General features: G+C 33.1%; 23 protein-coding genes and 2 pseudogenes. 1 reads left to right on the forward strand and 24 read right to left on the reverse strand.

Features of this window, described 5'->3' with window-relative positions; all coding sequences use genetic code 11:
* Nucleotides 1-58: 58 nt before the first annotated feature.
* The 19 genes and pseudogenes from HO345_RS05590 to HO345_RS05680 all read right to left on the reverse strand — a co-directional run bounded on the left by HO345_RS05590 (nucleotide 59) and on the right by HO345_RS05680 (nucleotide 13,990).
* Nucleotides 59-628, reverse strand: coding sequence for a hypothetical protein (locus HO345_RS05590; protein WP_002671147.1), 570 nt, complete (start codon nucleotides 626-628; stop codon nucleotides 59-61).
* A 222-nt stretch (nucleotides 629-850) separates the two neighbouring features.
* On the reverse strand, nucleotides 851-1,219 hold the full coding sequence (locus tag HO345_RS05595) for a hypothetical protein (protein WP_252508026.1): 369 nt from the start codon (nucleotides 1,217-1,219) through the stop codon (nucleotides 851-853).
* Nucleotides 1,220-1,413: 194 nt separating this feature from the next.
* Entirely contained in the window at nucleotides 1,414-2,067 is a 654-nt protein-coding gene (locus HO345_RS05600; protein ID WP_253684425.1) for a hypothetical protein, read from the reverse strand.
* Between the two features lie 129 nt (nucleotides 2,068-2,196).
* Nucleotides 2,197-2,547 (reverse strand): hypothetical protein, encoded by a 351-nt coding sequence (locus HO345_RS05605; RefSeq protein ID WP_253684426.1) that lies wholly within the window; start codon nucleotides 2,545-2,547, stop codon nucleotides 2,197-2,199.
* A 603-nt stretch (nucleotides 2,548-3,150) separates the two neighbouring features.
* Nucleotides 3,151-3,702, reverse strand: a complete 552-nt coding sequence (locus tag HO345_RS05610; RefSeq protein WP_253684427.1) for a hypothetical protein — start codon at nucleotides 3,700-3,702, stop codon at nucleotides 3,151-3,153.
* A gap of 523 nt (nucleotides 3,703-4,225) precedes the next feature.
* A complete protein-coding gene (locus HO345_RS05615) occupies nucleotides 4,226-5,473 on the reverse strand; it encodes a tetratricopeptide repeat protein (protein WP_253684428.1) in 1,248 nt (415 codons plus the stop codon).
* A 100-nt stretch (nucleotides 5,474-5,573) separates the two neighbouring features.
* Entirely contained in the window at nucleotides 5,574-5,948 is a 375-nt protein-coding gene (locus tag HO345_RS05620) for a hypothetical protein (RefSeq protein WP_253684429.1), read from the reverse strand.
* Nucleotides 5,949-6,159: 211 nt separating this feature from the next.
* Nucleotides 6,160-6,402 (reverse strand): hypothetical protein, encoded by a 243-nt coding sequence (locus HO345_RS05625; RefSeq protein WP_253684430.1) that lies wholly within the window; start codon nucleotides 6,400-6,402, stop codon nucleotides 6,160-6,162.
* A 12-nt stretch (nucleotides 6,403-6,414) separates the two neighbouring features.
* Entirely contained in the window at nucleotides 6,415-6,837 is a 423-nt protein-coding gene (locus tag HO345_RS05630; protein ID WP_253684431.1) for a hypothetical protein, read from the reverse strand.
* 93 nt (nucleotides 6,838-6,930) lie between these two features.
* The gene (locus HO345_RS05635; protein ID WP_253684432.1) at nucleotides 6,931-7,320 is read right to left on the reverse strand and encodes a hypothetical protein; all 390 of its coding nucleotides are present in this window, start codon (nucleotides 7,318-7,320) and stop codon (nucleotides 6,931-6,933) included.
* 14 nt (nucleotides 7,321-7,334) lie between these two features.
* Nucleotides 7,335-7,484: a hypothetical protein gene (locus HO345_RS05640; RefSeq protein WP_253684433.1), complete on the reverse strand. Its 150-nt coding sequence runs from the start codon at nucleotides 7,482-7,484 to the stop codon at nucleotides 7,335-7,337.
* Between the two features lie 52 nt (nucleotides 7,485-7,536).
* Nucleotides 7,537-7,689 (reverse strand): annotated as a pseudogene (locus HO345_RS13210) (RHS repeat domain-containing protein); the annotation flags it as partial.
* Between the two features lie 403 nt (nucleotides 7,690-8,092).
* Nucleotides 8,093-8,578 carry a hypothetical protein gene (locus tag HO345_RS05650; protein WP_253684435.1) on the reverse strand — a complete coding sequence of 162 codons (486 nt, stop codon included), beginning with the start codon at nucleotides 8,576-8,578 and terminating at the stop codon, nucleotides 8,093-8,095.
* 485 nt (nucleotides 8,579-9,063) lie between these two features.
* Nucleotides 9,064-10,179 (reverse strand): annotated as a pseudogene (locus HO345_RS05655) (RHS repeat domain-containing protein); the annotation flags it as partial.
* 135 nt (nucleotides 10,180-10,314) lie between these two features.
* Nucleotides 10,315-10,728: a hypothetical protein gene (locus HO345_RS05660; protein ID WP_253684436.1), complete on the reverse strand. Its 414-nt coding sequence runs from the start codon at nucleotides 10,726-10,728 to the stop codon at nucleotides 10,315-10,317.
* 674 nt (nucleotides 10,729-11,402) lie between these two features.
* Entirely contained in the window at nucleotides 11,403-12,002 is a 600-nt protein-coding gene (locus HO345_RS05665; protein WP_002669092.1) for a hypothetical protein, read from the reverse strand.
* 218 nt (nucleotides 12,003-12,220) lie between these two features.
* A complete protein-coding gene (locus tag HO345_RS05670) occupies nucleotides 12,221-12,961 on the reverse strand; it encodes a hypothetical protein (protein ID WP_253684437.1) in 741 nt (246 codons plus the stop codon).
* Nucleotides 12,962-13,088: 127 nt separating this feature from the next.
* Entirely contained in the window at nucleotides 13,089-13,406 is a 318-nt protein-coding gene (locus HO345_RS05675; protein ID WP_253684438.1) for a hypothetical protein, read from the reverse strand.
* Nucleotides 13,407-13,606: 200 nt separating this feature from the next.
* Entirely contained in the window at nucleotides 13,607-13,990 is a 384-nt protein-coding gene (locus HO345_RS05680; protein ID WP_253684439.1) for a hypothetical protein, read from the reverse strand.
* A 104-nt stretch (nucleotides 13,991-14,094) separates the two neighbouring features.
* On the opposite strand from HO345_RS05680, the gene lplA reads away from it, so the two are divergent.
* Nucleotides 14,095-15,090: a lipoate--protein ligase gene (lplA, locus tag HO345_RS05685; protein ID WP_253684440.1), complete on the forward strand. Its 996-nt coding sequence runs from the start codon at nucleotides 14,095-14,097 to the stop codon at nucleotides 15,088-15,090.
* 56 nt (nucleotides 15,091-15,146) lie between these two features.
* Here lplA and HO345_RS05690 read toward each other — a convergent pair whose 3' ends face one another.
* From HO345_RS05690 to HO345_RS05710, 5 genes are all read right to left on the reverse strand, one after another.
* Nucleotides 15,147-16,097 (reverse strand): ABC transporter ATP-binding protein, encoded by a 951-nt coding sequence (locus HO345_RS05690; RefSeq protein WP_010697341.1) that lies wholly within the window; start codon nucleotides 16,095-16,097, stop codon nucleotides 15,147-15,149.
* Nucleotides 16,094-17,068, reverse strand: a complete 975-nt coding sequence (locus HO345_RS05695) for an ABC transporter ATP-binding protein (RefSeq protein WP_010697340.1) — start codon at nucleotides 17,066-17,068, stop codon at nucleotides 16,094-16,096. The genes HO345_RS05690 and HO345_RS05695 overlap by 4 nt, the downstream gene beginning before the upstream one ends.
* A gap of 11 nt (nucleotides 17,069-17,079) precedes the next feature.
* Nucleotides 17,080-17,946, reverse strand: a complete 867-nt coding sequence (locus HO345_RS05700; RefSeq protein WP_010697339.1) for an ABC transporter permease — start codon at nucleotides 17,944-17,946, stop codon at nucleotides 17,080-17,082.
* A 12-nt stretch (nucleotides 17,947-17,958) separates the two neighbouring features.
* The gene (gene nikB / locus HO345_RS05705; protein ID WP_010697338.1) at nucleotides 17,959-18,888 is read right to left on the reverse strand and encodes a nickel ABC transporter permease; all 930 of its coding nucleotides are present in this window, start codon (nucleotides 18,886-18,888) and stop codon (nucleotides 17,959-17,961) included.
* 128 nt (nucleotides 18,889-19,016) lie between these two features.
* Nucleotides 19,017-20,546: an ABC transporter substrate-binding protein gene (locus tag HO345_RS05710; RefSeq protein WP_010697337.1), complete on the reverse strand. Its 1,530-nt coding sequence runs from the start codon at nucleotides 20,544-20,546 to the stop codon at nucleotides 19,017-19,019.
* Nucleotides 20,547-20,626: the final 80 nt, after the last annotated feature.

A 20,626-nucleotide genomic window follows, 5' to 3' on the forward strand; every position in this document is an offset into this window, starting at 1 on the left:
TTTTGCCTAAGAAAAACTCTGAGATAAAATTTGAATAATAGAATTTTTTACTTTAGCACTAATTTTCCGAAAAATGCATTCTTAATTTTTTTCTCTTAATAAAGAAATTATATAATATAGCATATTCTTTTTTAATTTTACCATTATCAGAATCAGCTACACTTTTAATACTATATAATACTGAATATGGAGTATTAGAAAAAACTAAATAATATTTATTTATATATCTAACTTCAAATAACTTAATAAATTCATCATCATACATATTTTTTGCAGCTAATGGTGGTCTTCCAATTCTATTTATACCAGTAAAAACAATCATATCATCAACAACAAATGAAAATAATAAGTCATTAAATCCCTTCATATTAGCTTTCAAATCTTCGAGGTTAACATCACAATTAACTTCTATGCAATGCTTATCATAAAAATATGATAATATTTTTGATTCCTCTATTGCATAAATTATATTTATTTTCTCTTTTAAACACATAACAATATCATTCTTATCTAATTTTTTAATATCAGAATCTTTAATAGATATATCCCAAAAAATAATTCCAGAAAACATTGCATTAACTTCCATAATTATTAAAATAAAAAACAAAATTAAAAAAAAATTTTTCATTTTTACTCAATTTCTCCTGTTTTATAATAATGCTCTATCTGATTTGCTGCATAATCATTAATCGACTCAGTTTTTTCACTAGCATTATACCAAGCCTCAATAATAGGATTTGGTAATATATTATCTTTAAAAATTTACTTAACATACCTACATATTCTTCAGAAATTTTATCAAAATATCTAATACATCTAGTCATTTATGATTCCACTTACAATATATTTATTAAAAACAATCAACTAATTTTATTTTAAATATATACTTTACAATTGTAAAGATAAATACACCGCCAACTAAAAAAAGATCTTCATTCACTCCTTCTCGGTGTTTTTCATATTTTTTCTTAATAATACATAGTACTATCATCATTACACCAAATACAAAGCAAGAAAATAAAAATAAGAAAATATTCAGTTCTATGTCATATACGGCAGGCCAATACCATAAAATCATAATTATACTTAGAATTATATTTGTCCTTATTATTTCATTCCAAGATTCATTATGCAAAAGCGCCGATTTTGCAATCGATCCTAAATTCACCATAACAAAAATAAACATAAATAATATAAAATTACCCATAAAATCTTCCATATAATTTTAGACATCTTGCCATTAAGAATTCCGAAGCTTTATCATAGCTTTTATTATTGCACAAAATATACAAATAAGCAAGTATCGGCACCGTGCTTTTCAGGGCTCCGCTATCGCTTCGGTATCTTTCCGCAGGAATTACTGCGGAAAGATGTACAGCAAAAGCAATTTTTATAAATTGCTTTTGCTCCCTTTCAATCGCTGTCCGGGGGAGATAGTTGGGTTGTGGGTAAAAGTAAAGTTTTGCTTTCATAGTTTTGTTTTACATAGCCTAATAAGGTTCTTCCAAAAAAAATATATGATATAATTAACCAATCAAAAAAAACTTTGGGTTTTCTCATACTTATAATAAAAAAATGTAACGGCAATTGTAAAAAACTAATACAAAAATTAAAATCAAATTCAGCCGGTTTATCATTTTTAATACGCATTCCGAATATATAGATTTGAATATTCGGATATTTCATTTTTTTACAGTATTCCCAAGCTGCAAATCTATCATTATCAGTATTACTATCAGCAAATACTTTATATTTGCCTTCATCTGAACTAAAGGTCAAATAGCTCCTGTTGTGAGAAGAATCTTGTGAAAAAACATAGATAATATCATCTCCGACAAATATATCAATATAATCTAATGGAGATACTATCAAATAGTTATCTTTAGGAAATAATAAACCTGTATACTTATATGGCATAATATAACAACCATTAGATGTATTCCAAAATGTAAAAGTAACATCTTCAACTGTATAATAAAATTTATACTCCAAAAGATAAAAAGTACATGAGAAAGGTAATAAAATCAATAGTAAACCAATAATTCTAAAAACTATTTTCTTCTTCATTTATCATTCCATAATTACTAAAAATCAATTTTATCTGAGTTCATCTCAGAAGTATTTATATCATATGTATTTATTACAATATTCGGATAGTTCATCTTTTTACAATATTCCCAGGCTTCGGCCCTGCCATTATCCATTATTATCAGGAGATTTATCGCCAAATACTTTATATTTGCTTTCATCTGAACTAAGATAGTTATGCGGAAATATATTAACATGATGTGAAAAAACATACACGGTATCATCTCCAACAAATACACTAACTATATCTCCCATACGCACTCTAATATAATCTTTTTTAGGTAATAATATTCTTTTATATTTATAGGGTATAATATAGCAATAACCGGTTGGCACATTCCAAAATGTAAATGCAGTATTTCCAATAGTATGATATATTTTATATTCCAAAAAATAAAATGTACATGAGAAGGGTAATAAAAATAATAATAAAATAATTCTAATCATTTTCTTTTTCATAAGTTAATCCTATTTCATCGATTCCAAGCGGCATTCCTCTATGATGATATATATGCTTATTGTCCATCTCTCCTATTCCTATATCTTTGAAATCATCAAGATATTCTTGCCTTGAACTATCTCATTAGGGTTTATTACAGCACCTGCAACTATCTTGCCACCATTAAGAAATTAATGTTCTGTAAACAATAATAACTAATCTTCATTTTAATTATTTTCCTACTGTAATTCATCAAAACCTGTTCTTTCATAGCACCTTGCCCTTAAGAATTCCGAAGCTTTCTTGTAGTTTTTATTATTGCACAAAATATAAAAATAAGCAAGTATCGGCACCGCGCTTGCTTTGAAGCTGCGCCTATCGGCTTGCTGCACCAATACCGCTCCAATCTTTTTGCTGCATTTGTCTTCACGGGCAAGGCTCTTCCCTCCGGTCAGAGCTTGCTTTTTGCTTAAACACACCGCAAAAATGATTTGGCTGGAAGTTCGGCTTTGCCTCACTGCATGTAACACTTCAATCGCTGTCCGAGAAGATGTATATATACAACTGTTTATATTTATAATCTAACATAATTTTTCTTTAGCACACCAACTATTCATAATAATTTAAAATAAAGATAATAATAAATAAACACCTCCAAGAAAGTCAACATAAAGAGGCAAAGCACATAATATAAAAATAAATTTTCCTAAAATTAACTGCAAATATGGATGATTATAGTTATCCGAATGGAAATCAAAAACAGCTTCCGTTATAATATTTTGCACAATACCCACAATTAAAAATAAAATATGAATAACAAAAAAAATACATTTTGGTTTAGGATCAAAAATAGAAATATATGTTTTTGATAAAAGAAAAGAAGTTATATAAAGCAATATTTTAAAGACCGTCAGTAAAAATTTTATAAGTTTAGGATATATATTCTCAATTTTTGTTCTTAAAAGTTTAAAACTGAACTTATAAAAAGAAACTCCCAAACCAAATAAACATAAGTAAAGAATTTTTAAAGCATGAACTAATTCCGAAAAATCAATATTCTTATATTTCATATTTTCTTTTGCGGAAGGGAAAAAATAAAAAATCAAAACATAAACTATTCCAAGGAAAACGGAGGCAATAAGACAAGCCTTCGCATTAACTTTTTCGTAATTCATAATCCTCCTATGAAAATGCTCTTATGAACGTATATAACAAAGTAATACTACCGCCTATAAAACACGGTACAACATATATTCTGCGGTATATTTTTAACATTTTTATATAGTCTTCCAATTCATATTTTTCGGTATCGAAAATTGAAAGCCCTTCATATATTGGTTTTAATACCGACAAAGGGACGAATTCAGGTATAAACAATAAAATTTTATCGATGCCTAAGGATTCCAAGCAATTTAATTTTTTTGAGATCAGCCGTCCTCCTTTTATCTGCAAATAAAATCTCATTATCGCGCCCGATATGAAATATATAAATATTGAAATTCCAAGAAACGGATTAACTTGTACAACCATATATCATTCTCCTAACATTTTATCGAAAAAACTATGTAACAGTTTATCAGTAAAACTACTTATAACATATTCAATAGGTTTTATCATTTTGTTTAATTTTTCAGAGTTCCGCTATCCCTTTAAATCGCTGTCCATAGGGTGAGATAGTTGGGCTGTACACTACAATAACTACTTTTCATTTCCTTCTAATTTTTTTGCATTCTTGACAGTTTGCTGAATCGGATTCTCATGCAATTTCCTCGGAGGCATGATAAATGTATAGTCTGTCATATTTGAATTTAATGCCTTATACGCTTCGTCTCTGCCTTGCCGCGTCTGCAAATCATTAGGTTCTAATTTTATGCTTTCATCAAAATCATTTATCGCTTCTCGATATTTTCCCCAATTTAAATACGCTATCCCACGCATTTTATGGATCTTCTCATCCATCGGTTTTAATTTTAATGCCTGATTAAAATCCTGTATTGCTGCTTCATATTTTGCTAAGTAAGTTAATGCCATACCACGTCCCACATAGATATAAACGGACGGATATATTTTTTCGGCTTTTGTAAACGAAAAAACCGATTCTTCATATTTTCCCATATTGTAATACACCATCCCACAGCCAATATATGCAGCTGTAAGACGACTTTCCAATATTAACGCCTGAGTAAAATCATTGAGCGCTTTATCATATTTCTCTAAAAGATTATAGGCATTACCTCGTTCAGCATACACTTCGGCAATGTCAGCTTTAAGTTCTATAGATTTTGTAAAGTCATCAATTGCCTTTTCATAATCCCCCATAACACCATATGTACGACCTCTATTAAGATAATATGCGTCTTGCGATCCCTGCACGATCTTACCAAAATGTATTGCTGATGTATATTCTTTCAATGCTTGCTCGTATTGTCTCAGATTAAAATAGGCAAGTCCCAAAAAATTATAAGCGTCTGCATAATATGGGTTTATTTCTATTGCTTGTGAAAAAACGAATATTACCTGCTCATAGTTACCGAGCTCATAATGGCAAAAACCGTACAGAACATATGCCATCATATCTTCAGACTTTCTGGGATTAGGCTCAGGGGTTAATTTTACTGCTTTTTCCAAATCTCCCAATGCCTTAGTATATGCTTTTATTCTTATATAGAGCATTCCTCTATACGTATAGGCCGGTGCATAAGAGGAATTTATTTTTATAGCGGTATTAAAACAATCCAAAGCCTTTAGACTATCTCCATCTTCGCGATATTTTTTCCCTAATTCAATCAATCGTTCCGGAGTTAGCGCCTCAAGTTGTGTAGAAAGTTTTTCCACCTTAATTTCGTTTTGTGCATGGCTATCAGTTGTTTTACAACTTATCAAGCACAATACACCCGTAAAAATTAAAAATAAAATCTGTTTTTTTAAAACTATAGGGTCAATCATTTTATCTTTCTCTCCTTATATCTTTATGTATATACGCAGTTTATTAACTTGATACTTGCAGAATTATTATAAAAAATTCTAAAAATCTCTATATGCATTCCTACTTAAATTTCTCTAATAAAAACAAAATAACGGTAAATATTATAACACTAATAAATAAGAAGATACAGAATCCAATAAATCTTTTAATACCCAATTTTTTTCCGTTTAAATGTTTTTGTTTTAAACTATTTAAAACTTCATCCTGCGTTATTTTTTCATAAAAATTATTTAAAGTTTCATGTGTTGCAGGACTAGATATACCGTATACACAATCTTCAATTATTTTTATCTCTTCTACCATATTTTTTGAATATAAATACTCCAGCATTTCAGCATACGAACGTTTCCAAAATCTATATGTCGGAACTGCATATATGATTGCAGAAACTATGAAATAAATAAACATAATTACAGTCAAAATATTAGAAATCATTTCATTTTTACTCCTGTGAAAATTTAAATTTATCTATAGTTGGCGTAAATAGTTAGGGAGGAAAGACACTTTTGTCAGATAAAACTTTCTTTACCTCAAAACGTTGTTGGTTGTTACCCTTCCCTATCTCTCCTGTCTTCAAAACCGCTGTTTAAAAGGGCAGAGCAAGCATCTTGCCCTTAAGAATTCATAAGCCTTCTTATAGTTTTTATTATTGCACAAAATATAAAAATAAACAAGTGTGACCCTCGCTTGCTTTGAAGCTGCGCCTATCGGCTTGCTGCACCAATACCGCTCCAATCTTTTTGCTGTATTTATCTTCACGGGCAAGGCTCTTCCCTCCGGTCAGAGCTTGCTTTTTGCTTAAACACACCGCAAAAAGAATTTCTGCTTCAATCGCTGTCCGAAATAAGAGATGGTTAGATTGTGAATAAATGTAAAGTTTTGTTTTCATAGTACTTTATTCTTAATAGTTCTGCCAAATTCTAATAATATTTATATTTGAAAACCGTATCATCCATTCTACACAGTTTTTATCAATAAATTTTAAAGAGTATTTTTCATTATAAGAATATTCATAATATAAAATTTCAAATGGTAATTTTATATTATGATTGTAATCACTGGCAGCATCAAAAAATTGTACAACTATTCTATAATGTCCGGTTTGATTATCACCATATTCAAAAAAGATTTCTATTTTTTCTTTTATACTCTCTATACTGTTAATTTTTCCATCATGAAGATTAACCCCCTCTATAAATTCTTTTACAGTGGGTAATGCTATGTTTAATACCTTTAGTAATTCTTTTTTATAGGCAAAATTTCTTTTATAAAATTCGTCATCAGATAGTTCTGCATTAATATACTCTTTAGTAAAATATTTCATATGATTATAAACTCCAGAAATCCTTTACTCTTAACCATACTTTACCCCGGAAAGATAGATTGATTAACTGTTTAACATACAAAATATAACGGATCATACAAAAACACCGCTTATTCTTATTGCAAAATTATATCCGCTTAGAAAATTAAGCAAATCATTTGAAACATTCAAGCCAAATTGATCATTATCGGAAACAAAACTTATACAAAATTCTTTATTTAGTTCTGCATCATTTTTATCAATAAAATTAAAAACCTTCCTAACACAGTCTTTAATTTTATCCTCATCATATATTTCAGCGCGTTTTATAATATCAGAAATACATAAATTACTTTTTTTTACGGCATAATTAAAACCTTTCAATAAATACGTTCCTTTTATATTTTGAGAGATTCTGCAAAAAGGAAGTGCTTCTTCTAACGATGCAATATCAAATTTTTTCTCATTTTCATAAATAAATCTTAACAATATTTTTACAGACATAATCTCTCAACTCCTCATAGTTCTTTAAATTCTTCAGCTAATTTTTCTAGATCCTTATATGGAATGGTATCAGAAGGCCCTAAACCATTATCATCCTTCCAATTCTCAATAAAGTCTCCAAATTTACGCCTATCTATTTTATATTTCTTTGAAACTGAATCCATTTGTTTTCTATCTCTTGCATTTGCACCTTATAGCAGTTTTTGACTTGTAAGTCCACAGTTCTCCGTACGGTGTGTATTCAATGTTCTCGTACTGTCTGCCTTTCCAGTCGGTTACAAACTGTGCACTGCCTAAGTGGTCACTATGGTAGTAATACCGCTTTGCTTTTTGTTCTTCGTTGTCGCCTTGGTTATCGGTGTGCGTCATTTCTTTTGAAATGGCGGGCACCTCCTGCGTCGCTACGTAAAATGAGCTCGACGTATACCCGATACGCCTCCGCTTTATTTTTACTAGGCTCCTGTATCTGCTCCACCTATTTTCAAAAGCAATTGTTTTTCCGCTTCCTATCGTAAGCGGAAAAACCTCTAGTAAGCTGTTTTTGTTTAATAATAACTTTATTTTGGCGGCCTGTTGACAGTTGTGTACTATTATAACTATGTAAAAGTACACAACTGTCAACACCGCGCTTTTCAGGGCTATGCTGTCCCTTTCAATCGCTATCCGAAAGAGGTAAAAAGTGGATAAATTTTTCATTTAATCTCTCCTTTTAATCTTAAAAAAATATTCATAACAAAATCATGAGCGATAGTTCGGGGGTATACCACATTGTCTAGAAAAAAGTTTTATTTCTACATACATACACTGTTTCTTTTTCCTTTATTTTATTATATACCAATAATTTATTATCTTTGAGCCTTATTACATAAAATTTATTTTCTATATTTCCTTGTTCATTTAGCTCATAAGAGTATTCTCCAAACAGTCCGCTTAAACTATGATCAAATATATATTCATTTATTGTTTCTAAATATGATGCAGTCCACATAGTTTCAATCACAAGAAATTTAGAATCGGAAAGAAAGATAAATTCCTCATTAAACTCAATATACGATTCGGAATAATCCAAATTCGGAAAAGGATTTTCTTTTATCCAATAACTTATAGCTAAAGACATAATATTATCAAATTTAAAATTTCTATCAGCGTATTTATATTTATTTATGGGAAAGCTGGATGAAACTGTTGATTCATTATCTGAAAATACAGATGTTAAGAGAAACAACATAAATAATAAACAAATATATCTTTTTATCATAATTCATTATCCTCTAAAGTTTTATTTAGATACTCATTTGCGACACTGTCCGCATGTTTCATGGCTTCAATATCTGATAAGCCTTCCGAAATGCATTCTTGGTATTTATTATTGTATAGATTCAAAGCCGTATTTAATATCTTATCTACAAGTCCATTTTTATAAGTACCATCAGTATATTTTTGCTTTCTAAGTTCTTGAAGTTTTGAATATAATTTTGTTTCTTGTTTTACATAATTATTATATTCTTCAGAATTCTTTTCATATCCCATCTGCTCTGCATTTATTCCGGCTGTAGTAAGAATATAATCGTAAGCTTGTTCTTTATCAAATACGATGGCATCTTCCAAAGCTGTGTTTTTGGGTATATCATATATTTGCTGATAAAGTTGACTGGCTCTATTTATTGTATCTAATTTTTTTTGATATTTCTCAATAAAAAAATTAAAAGCATTATTGAATTTAGTGTTTGCAAAATAAGATGCAATAAAATTCCCATCTGGGTCGGTATACTTCACCGGATTATTCCCGGCATAATGATACACGTGCAAATTGACAGTATTAAATACTCCTCCCATACCCGGCAGGTTTTCATTATGCTTCTTAGCCTCATCATTTACCGGTGCTTGCGGAATGTACTCACCTAATGCCGGGTCTCCCGATAACCATCTACTGTATTTCGGGTCAAGGTATCTAGCTCCATAATAATACAGTCCCGTCTCTTCATCAAGCTCCTTTCCCGTAAACCTGAACGGCAGTTTGTCCAATCCCGCAGCAACTTCTTCAATCAGCCCTGCGGGCTGCTTTGCAAGGAAATTATTATACGTCGTCAAAAACAGCATAGCAGTTTTTGACTTGTAAGTCCACAGTTCTCCGTAGGGTGTGTATTCTATATGCTCGTACTGTCTGCCTTTCCAGTCGGTTACGAATTGTGCACTGCCGAGGTGATCACTGTGGTAATAATATCTTTTAACTTTTTGCTCTTCGTTGTCGCCGTAGTTGTCGGTATGCGTCATTGCGGTTACTAATCTTGAATTCCCTACGAATATGTGTTTGTGCACTCGTAGTCCTTGCGGGTTGTTTTGGTCTTGCGTCGGGATATGTATCGTGAAAAAGTTATTAAAATAAAGCGTTTCACTTCTGCCCTCGTCGGTATATTTGAGAGCTCGCTGTCCGTCGTCTCCGTAGCGGTAGTGTACGGTAAAGTTTCGGTCGCTTGATTTTGTTAAAAGGTTCCGTTCATTCCAGGTATAATTTCTTCTATACGCAAAAAGGTCTTGCGGGTTTGCCTGTTCCGTTTCTTTAGGTGCGTCAAGGCCGAAGCCGTAATCTATTCCGTATACATCTTCCTCTTTTGAAAATATACGGGCATCTCCTGCGTCGCACGGCAAAAAAGTTTCCTCGACGTATACCCGATACGCCTGCGGTACTTTTTTGCCTAACTCCTTGTATCTGCTCCGCCTATTTTCAAAAGTCCTGTCAGTGGGGCGGTTTAGTAAATTTAAAAGTTTAGTCCCCGATGTTTTGCCGAATGGCAAAACTCGAAGCTCAAAGGTGCCTAAGCAGCTTTGAGCGGCGGACTGCTGACACTTGTGTACCATCAATACAATATAAAAGTACACAAATACCGACACCGCGCTTTTCAGGGCTCCGCTGTCCCTTGCAATCGCTGTCCGAAAAAGAAAAATATTTATATCTAGTATTATGTGTTTATTTATCATATTTTTAATGTTTTTTCAAATTCCACAGTGTAAAACAATTTTATCATTTTCAATTGCATATTCTAAAACTTGAATCAAATCTTCTATTTGTTGCAAAATATATTTTTTATCATAGTCAAATTCTGATATTATATTTCTTTCAGAAGCTAATTCAAATAATTTTTTCCACAAAATAATTATATTTAAAAAGATATCTAAATTATTAGATTCTATTAAACTGATACCATAATAAAAAAGGCCATCAATAGTTTTTGTTCTTGTATGGTTTTTCGATATAATCCATTTCAATGTTTTCGAAATGAATGTAATTATACTGTCATTAATTGAAACATGCCTATATTGATGTATTTTATTTAAATCAATTTGATTATTAATGTCAATAACATCATTTAAATTTGCAATAACAAAAAAATCATGAACTAATGCCATCTTTCTACTCCAATAATCCGAACGAAATAATATTTCCATCAAAATCTATATCAATATACTTTTCATTCTTCTTGTATCGTGTAACATTTTCTGTAAAACCTTCTACAGGCTCTGATTTTGCCCCTTTTAAATCTGAACCGTTATCATAAAAGTGCAGACCTAAAAACCCGAAAAATAAAGGAAGGAAAAGTTCTTTTGCCAGATAAAACTTTCTTTACCACGAAACATTGTTGGTTGTTACCCTTCCCTATGCCCCTCCTATCTTCAAAGCTGCTGTTTAAAAGGGCGGAGCAAGCACCTTGCCCTTAAGAATTCATAAGCTTTCTTATAGTTTTTATTATTGCATAAAATATAAAAAAAAACAAGTGTCGGCACCATAGCCAAACTGTTTATTCTAACAGCACACAAAAATTACGTTTCATCAAACATATGATCATATTTTTTATACCAAAAATTTAGTAATAGTTTTGTTTTGGCGGACTGTTCAAATTTGTTTTTTAGCATTACGAAGAAAACAAAATTGAACACCGCGCTTTTCAGGGCTCCGCTATCGCTATCCCTTGCAATCGCTGTCCGGGGGGTGAGATGGTTAGGCTGTGGGTAAAAATAAGGTTCTGTTTTCATAGTTTTATATTAATTTATCTTCCAATACATGATTTATATTTTACTCTTCATTACCGATAACTTTTTATTTTATCGTAAAAAGTTATATCACCTAGCCTAGCATCAAGTTTATTTACATTCTCTAAATATATAGCCCCTTCAATAAACACAAACCCAATATATTCTTTTTCACCAAATATAAATTCGCATCCTACATAATGATAATTATATTGATTTTTTAAAATATTTCTAGAAGAAAATTCTCCTATACAAAAAAAATCAGAAGTTTGATAATCTGCAGTAATACTGCTCGTTAATCCAACTTCAATTATTTTACCATAAAAGGGAGATAGCATATCAGTATTTATATACAGTCTAAATAAAATACGTTTCCTTTCTAAGGCATTCAATTCATCATACGACCAAGATTTTGAGTTTATACATATTTCCATATTTTGTGCATCTGCTATATATTCTTTTTTTTCTCTAAAACCATATGCAACTACTTTATTATCTGAAAATAAAATATGGTTACTCATTATTTTAGCTTTTAATGACTTATATATATCTGAGTTAAATTGTAATTGTTCTATATCAATATCTTTTTTTATACACGAAATAAATAAAAAAAAATTTAGACATAGTATTATATATTTTTTATCAATATTCATCCCATATCTCCTCTTTTATCAATATCTTCAAAACTGCTGTTTAAAAGGGCGGAGCAAGCACCTTGCCCTTAAGAATCCCGAAGCTTTCTTATAGTTTTTATTATTGCATAAAATATAAAAATAAGCAAGTGTCGGCAAAACAGCACACAACTTTCTAACTTAGAAGTCCATAGTTCTCCGCAGGTAGTTAATACCGCTTTCCCTGTTGCATAAATTAATTAAAAACATACCATGACTCCAATATTCAACTCAGCACACATCTTACATATCTCGGAAGAAAGTTCAAAAGCGTAATGATAATAAGTCTTTAGACATAATGTTATTTTACACCATACCTTTTCTTTTATAGATAGACACATAGCAACAATATGTCTTTTATAAAAACTAATAGCCATATTAATTTCATTCTCTAAATAAGTATCCTCAGTTAAAAGGAACTCATGTGCATAATAAACTACCCCATTATTTGGTATTGGCTGTTCAATGGAAACGGTTATAAAATCCAGAGCCTTATAATCTGTATTTTTAGAGACTATATTTTCACTCGCCATCAACATACTCAAACATAATGGTATACCTAAATCAGCACATTCATCTAAAATCCATGGAGACAATTCAAATATATTTTCATCATGTATTTTATCCAGATAAACTTCATAGGTTATATTCCCGCCGCTTTGCAAAAATGATTCAAGTTTTTGTCTATCCTTCACTTTCGATTTAAAATATGTATTCAAATCATGAATGATAATATCATGATTATTCCCCTTTAGTATTTCAGGAACAACATCATAGCGAACATAAGATTCCCTGAAAATTCCGCATTTTTTACCGGAGGCTGAAACTCGTACTTCATTAACAGAGTGTTCAGCAGCTGCTTTAATATCAAAAATAAGTGTTATATCACGAGCAGGCAGTATCGGATGTCTTACTACAATTGCAATATCAAGTTTAAGCATACACCCCACCTATTTTACTGGTATTACTGGAAATCTTTAAGATTCTCTTCAACTTGTGCATTCCCTTTTCCATCCATCATTTACAATAATATATAGCCAAACTGTTTATTCTAAAAGCACACAAAAATCAAGTTTCATCAAACATATGATCGTATTTTTTATACCAAAAATAAGGCAATACATGTCGGCCCATTACATATAAAAATAATAACCCCGTTAAAACCCATAATACTAACGAAATAGAAGATATAAAATTTGTATAATACCACTGTAAAGCAGACACCTCAACAATTTTCATATCTTCCTTAGTAACTAAATAATAATTACCATTCATAATCATTGTAGTATTAAAAATGAAATTCTCACAATCACAATATTTATCTATTCTAAGCAAAATTGTGAATATTATAGTCAATATTATAATACATATTCCAAATTTTTTCATAATCTTACTCCTCAATTTTATTATGATTTTTGACCCGATACACCTTTAGTTTTCATTTTTCATATTATTCTGGTCTTTTTTACAAAACATTTATTTTGAAAATAAAAATGTATATTTTTCAGGCATTCCATGCCTAAGCCATTCATCATATAATATAACCCTATATTTACTATACCAATATCATATAAAAATCTTTTAGTTTAAGTCAAACAAATAAGCGAGATAAAGAAAGCAATTACCTGCACAAAACCCATCATCACAAGTAATGATGTTTCAACATTCAAAGCTTTGACAAGTCTCTTTCTATATCGTATTATCTTCTCGCTATCATCTTTCTTAAATTCCAAAGTTTTTTTCTTAATGTATGAATTAGGCATTAGCCATGTCCAATTCCCTTTATTATTTTCATGATTCCAATATTTACCGTAATAATGTCCTTCTAAAAAAGCTGTTTCTACAAGAGAATCGTAATCTAATCCTGGTATTCTTTTTTGATAAAAAACTTGAACCTTGGATACTATAAAAATTCCTATTAATATAAGAAAATTTAAAAATACACATAATACTAAAATTAAAATAGCCATATCAGTACCCGTCTTATCAATGGTCTACATTTAAACTTTACCATACATCACATTTCGTTGTCAAGCTCTTGCATAAAATTATTTTTTTATTATAATACCTTTCCATGAAATACATAGTTAACAATTCGCATGACCCGGAATATAATATGGCTTTTGAAGAGTATTGCTTCAGAAACCTTCCTTTGGAAAATGAGGAATATGTTTTTTTATGGAGTAACAGCCCCACTATTCTTTTAGGTAAAAATCAAAATACCTATCAGGAAATAAACGAAAAATATATAAATAAAAACGGTATAAAGGTTGTCAGACGCATTACGGGCGGAGGAGCCATCTATCAAGACCTCGAAAACTTAAACTTTTCTTTTGTTACAAAAACAAAGGGAAACGAAAAGATTGATTTTAAAAAATATTATATTCCGATTGTAAATGCTTTAAAAAAAATTGGAGTTGATGCAGAGCTTTCAGGCAGAAACGATGTTACGATTGAAGGACAAAAATGTATCGGTGCCTCTCAATCAGTTTGGCAGGGACGGGTTTTAAGTGACGGATCCATTCTTTTTAATGTGGAAATGGAAGCCCTTTCCAAAGCCTTGACTGTCCGAAAAGAAAAACTGGAATCTAAAGGCGTAAAAAGTGTCCGCTCAAGGGTAACAAATATAAAACCATATTTAAAACGGGATATTACAGTTGACCAATTTAAAGACGAACTTTTAAAAGCAATCTTTGAAGTTGAAAACCAAGAGCCCGTAGAGTATAAACTTTCGGAAGAAGAACTTAAAGGCGTTATGAAAATTTATGAGGAAAGATTTTCCCGTAAAGAATGGAATTACGGAGCCTCTCCAAAGGCAGAATATTCTCACTACGAGCGTTTTCCAATAGGCAGTATCGAAGTATTTTTTAATGTCGAAAATATGAAAATAAATTCTTTAAAAATTCACGGGGATTTTTTCGGTACAGCCGATAAGGCAGAACTGGAAGAACTTTTAAACGGCTGCGAGTATTCCGAAAATGTTTTAACAGAAAAACTTAGAAACACTGATCTAACACCCTACTTCGGAAATCTGGAAAAAAAAGATTTTATCGGAATGTTTTTTAAGTAAAAACTTTTAAATTAAAAAAGCACCGGTTTTTAATCGGTGCTTTTTTTAAAATCAATTTATTTTAAATGACATGCTACAAAATGGCCGTTTCCTCGATCTTCGAGGTCGGGACGAGTTTCGGTACAGATGGGCATCTTGTGGGCACATCTTCCGCAAAATACGCAGCCTTTTGGCGGATCAATCGGGCTTGGAACATCTCCGGGGAGAATTATTCTTTCCCTCTTTAATCCGTATTTCGGAATAGGGATTGCCGAAAGCAGAGCCTTTGTGTAAGGATGGATAGGATTTGAAAATATCGATTTATAATCGGTTATTTCGACTATTTTTCCCAAATACATAACGGCAATCCTGTCGCTTATGTGTTTAACTACACTCAAATTGTGGGATATAAACAAATAAGTTAGTCCCAATTCTTTTTGAAGCTCAGCTAAAAGGTTCAAAATTTGAGCCTGAATACTTACATCTAAGGCTGAAACAGGCTCGTCCATAACGATGAATTTAGGTTTTAAAGAAAGAGCTCGGGCAATACCGATACGCTGTCTTCTTCCTCCGTCCAATTCATGAGGATAGGAATCCTCAAGCCTTTCTTCCAATCCTACAATATTCATAACTTCTTTTACCCTTTTTTGTACTTCAGCCTTTGTTTTATAGGCCTTGTTTACATAAAGGTAGTCTGCAATGAGCTCAAATGTGTTTAAGCGAGGGTTTAAAGAAGAATAAGGGTCTTGAAAAACAATCTGCATATCCTGTCTCATAGCCCTCTTATCCTTTCGGCTCTTATATTCAAGGGTATTATTGCCTTCAAATATTACCTCTCCTGAGGTAGGCTCATGCAATCGTAAGATTGCCCTGCCCGCCGTAGATTTTCCGCAGCCTGACTCGCCTACGAGACCTAAGGTTTCTCCCTTGTTTATACTGAAACTTATATCGTCTACAGCATGAAGGAGGCCCTTTTTTGTGGTAAAATATTTTTTTAAGTTTTTAACTTCAAGAATCGTACCGCTCATTTTTCACCCCCTTTGTCAAATAAAAAGCATGAAACGCAATGGGAATCATCCAAATCGATCATCTTGGGAACTTCACATTTACATCTTTCGGTTGCAAACTCGCATCTGGGATGAAATTTGCAGCCCGTAGGAAGGTCTACCGGATTGGGAGGCGTTCCCTTGATAACATGTAAGCTCTCTTCATCTGCATCCAGTGTCGGAATTGAAGCGAACAAGCCCTTGGTATAAGGATGTTTCGGATCGGTGTAAAGTTTTTCAACGGTACCGTATTCGATAACCGAACCTGCATACATAATTGCAACATGGTCGCAGATTTCGGCAACAATTCCCAAATCGTGGGTTATCATAATCATCGAGGTATTGTACTTGTTTTGAAGCTCAATCATAAGTTCCAAAACCTGAGCTTGAATTGTAACGTCCAAAGCCGTTGTAGGCTCATCTGCTATGATTAACATAGGATTGCAGGCAAGGGCCATAGCTATTACTACCCTCTGCTTCATTCCGCCTGAAAATTGGTGAGGGTAATCGTTAATTCTTTCCCGCTTAATTCCTACAGTTTCAAGCATTTGAGCGGTTTTTTCTTTTAGCTCTTCTTTTTTTAGATTTTGATGAAGAGCTAAAACTTCGCCAATCTGCTCACCTACGGTCATAACAGGGTTTAAAGAAGTCATCGGATCCTGAAATATCATCGAAATTTTGTTTCCGCGTATTTCCTGCATTTCTTTTTCGGTTTTGCTTAAGATATCTTCTCCATCAAAAGAAATTTTACCGCTGACTATTTTTCCCGGAGGGTTAGGTACAAGCCGCATAATTCCAAGAGCCGTAGTAGTTTTTCCGGCACCGGTTTCGCCTACGAAGCCTAGAGTTTCACCTTTTCCCAGTTTTAAGTTTAAATTGTTTACGGCTTTTGTTTCCCCTGCTTCAGTGATATAGTAAATACTTAAATCTTCAATGTTTAATAATTCTTCCATAAAAGCCGTCCTTATCGTTTTAGTTTTGGATCAAGAGCATCGCGCAAACCGTCACCCAAAACGTTTAGGGCAAAGATTGTAATAACGATGGCGAGCCCAGGGAACAATGTTAGATGAGAATAGCTTCTTATATAAGCTCTTCCGCCTGAAAGCATAGCCCCCCATTCTGGAGTCGGAGGTTCAAGGCCTAAACCTATAAAGCTCAAACCGGCAGCATTTAATATTGCATAGGCAACGCCCAAGGTTGCTTGAACAATTATGGGGGCCATACAGTTGGGAATTATATGTTTAAAGATAATTCTAAAATCGGAAGAGCCCCCTGCCCTAGCCGCTTCGATAAATTCCATATCTACTATGGACATAACTGCCGAGCGGACTATTTTAGCATAGCCGGGAATTCCTGCAATACCTACTGCAATCATCAGATTCCCAAGGCCGGGGCCTAAAGAAGCAACGATGGCTATGGCAAGAAGAATGTCAGGAATAGCCTGCAAAACATCAATAAAGCGCATTAATGCCGTATCTACCCTTCCTCCAAAATAGCCTGTAACGGCTCCGATAAATGAACCTACTATAAGGGCTATACCTACGGAAATAAAACCTACCTTTAGTGAAATTCTGGCACCGTAAATAACTCGGCTTAAAATATCGCGTCCGAATTCATCCTGTCCAAACGGATGAGCCGCACTGGGGCCTGCAAATTGATTTGCCAAATCGGTTCCGTCAAAGGTATATGGAGCTACAAAGTCTGCAAACACAGCCATTAACACCAAAACTATAATTATAAACAAGCCGAGCATTGCCAGCCTATTTTTACTCATTCTATGAAAAACGCCTCTAAAACCGTTTAGTTTTTTTCTGTCTTTTATTGTTTTCATTTTGCCGATCTCCTATGTATACTGAGTTTTAATTCTCGGATCGACATACGTATAAAGTATATCGACAATTAAGTTTACGATGGCAAAGGTTACGGCAACAAATAAAACACAGCCTAAAACTACAGGGGCATCTCTTAATTTAATGGAATCAATCATAAGACGACCTATTCCGGGAATTGAAAAGATAATTTCGGTCATAACTGCGCCGCCCATTAACTGTCCGAATTGAATACCTACTACAGTGATTACAGGTATAAGAGAATTACCGAGGGCATGTTTAAAAATAACTATCTTCTCTTTTTGCCCCTTTGCTCTGGCCGTTCTTATATAATCTTGACGGATTGTTTCAAGCATACTTGAGCGGGTCATTCGCGTTAAGACTGCAACGGATTGAGCCCCCAAAGCCAAAGCCGGCAAGACCATATGTTTAAAGCCTGAAAATCCGGATGAGGGAAACCAGCCCAATTTTACGGAAAATAAAAGAATCATCAAAAGTCCAAGCCAAAAAACAGGCATCGATAAGCCGATTAAGGCAAAAACCATTGTGATATGATCAAAAACCGAATATTGTTTTATTGCAGATATAATACCTAGGGGTATGCCGAGACAAATTGCAACTATGGTTGAAGAAATTGCAAGCCGTATAGTAGATCCGACACGGGATCCGATCTCCAAAACTACAGGCTGTTCGGTAATATAAGAATCTCCTAAACTTCCTCTAAAAACAATATTTTTTAAATAGCGTCCGAACTGGACTAAAAACGGATCGTTTAAGCCCATTTTTTCTCTGAGCTTTAAAACTTCCTCAGGCGACGCATTTGTTCCTAATTTATTTCTTACAGGATCGCCCGGTGTAAAATATAAAAGCGAGAATACTATAACCGATACCCCAAACATTACGGGAATCAACAAAAGAATTCGCCTTATTATGTATTTAAGCATACTACAACCTCACTGATAAAATTGAGGCAAAAGAATCACATACTCTTGGCTCAAAACTATTTTTTCATTTAGAGCAAAACAAGCCGGACTTTAAATTAAATTTTGAAGTCCGGCATTTATGTTTTTATTTATTTATCGACTGGTTTGATATTTCCCAAAAAGTGATGACCTAATGGAGATAAACGTAAACCTGTGATATTGCTCCTGATTCCTGCGGCCTGTTCACCGTTATATTGGAAAATAGCAGGTGTTAAATACATAATTCTTTCTTGAATCTGCTCATAAACATTAGCTCTTTCCGGACCGTCTAAAACACGGCGGCCTTTAATGATAAGTTCGTCAAGTTCAGGGTCGCTTAAGAAAACATAGTTTCCGCCCGGGCCTCTCGAAATTGAATGGAAACAAGGATAAACGACCATATCGGGATCGGGTGTATCTGATGACCAGCCTATTTCGAATAACTGCTGTTCTCCTTTTTCCAGCATTTCAATGTATTTTGACCATTCAAGAACTTCGATAGAAAGATCAATACCTACATCCTTAAATTGTTCTTTCATTATAACAGCCATATCAATTCGTTCGGTTCTTTCATTTGTAGAAAGCCTAATCTTTAATCCGCTTTCATATCCGGCTTCTTTTAAAAGTTTTTTTGCCTTTTCAACATCACGGGGAATCGGTTTTAACTTATTTGCAATCGAATAGCGGATGGCCGGAGCATAAGGACCGGAAGCAGTGCGTCCTAAACCTTTCCAAACGGCTTTTACTATTTGATCGGTATCAACGGCACAAGCTATAGCCTGTCTTACTCTGATATCGTCAAGAGGAGGTTTACCGCAATTCATTCCCATGTATTGGGTTAAATAATCAAAACTTCTGATAAGTTTGATTTCATTGTTTCCGGTAAATCTGTCCAAATCGTTGGGTGAAACATCATACACAATATCCGCTCCGCCTGATTCTAGCTCAATAATGCGGTTAGTGGGTTCGGGGATAATTCGGAATTCAAGGTATTTGTAATAAGGCTTTTTACCTTGATATTCTTCATATCTTTCAAATTTTATTTTGTCCGATTTTGTATGGCTTACAAACTTATAAGGGCCGGTTCCTATAGGGTTTCTGGCATATTGATCACCCGCTGCTTCAACAGCTTTTTTGTTTACAATATGAGCTGAAGAATGACATAAAGCGGTCAAAATACCAGCATAAGGAGCTTTCATTCTAAATTTTACCGTATAATCATCGACAGCTTTGATGGTATCGGGATCTATATCTGAAAATATATGGGCTACAGCGGGAGAAGCACAAGCTCTTAAATAGCTGAATACTACATCACCGGCTTTAAGTTCTTCTCCATTATGGAATTTTACACCCTTTTTCAAATAGAATGTATACTCCATTCCGTCAGAGGAAATATCGTACTTTTCAGCCAAGGCCGGAACAACCTCATTATCAGGAGTAATAGCTATTAAACCTTCATACATCTGCATCATTGCATTTGCGGAATATGCGTCGTTTTGGGCACTTGGATCCATTGTTATAGCATCACTCGACATAGCAACAATCAATGTCTGTGACCTAAGGTCAGCTTCTCCTCCTCCGCAAGAAATGATGAATGATAAAAGTACCACCATCAAAAAAACACCAAAAAACTTTTTCATTATACACCTCCTATGTGCACTTAATAACAAGTCTTTAGTAATTCTAGCATGCAGATTTTGATTTGTCAACATTTTAATAA

It is taken from the genome of Treponema denticola (genome assembly GCF_024181645.1).
Taxonomy (GTDB): Bacteria; Spirochaetota; Spirochaetia; order Treponematales; family Treponemataceae; genus Treponema_B; species Treponema_B denticola_A.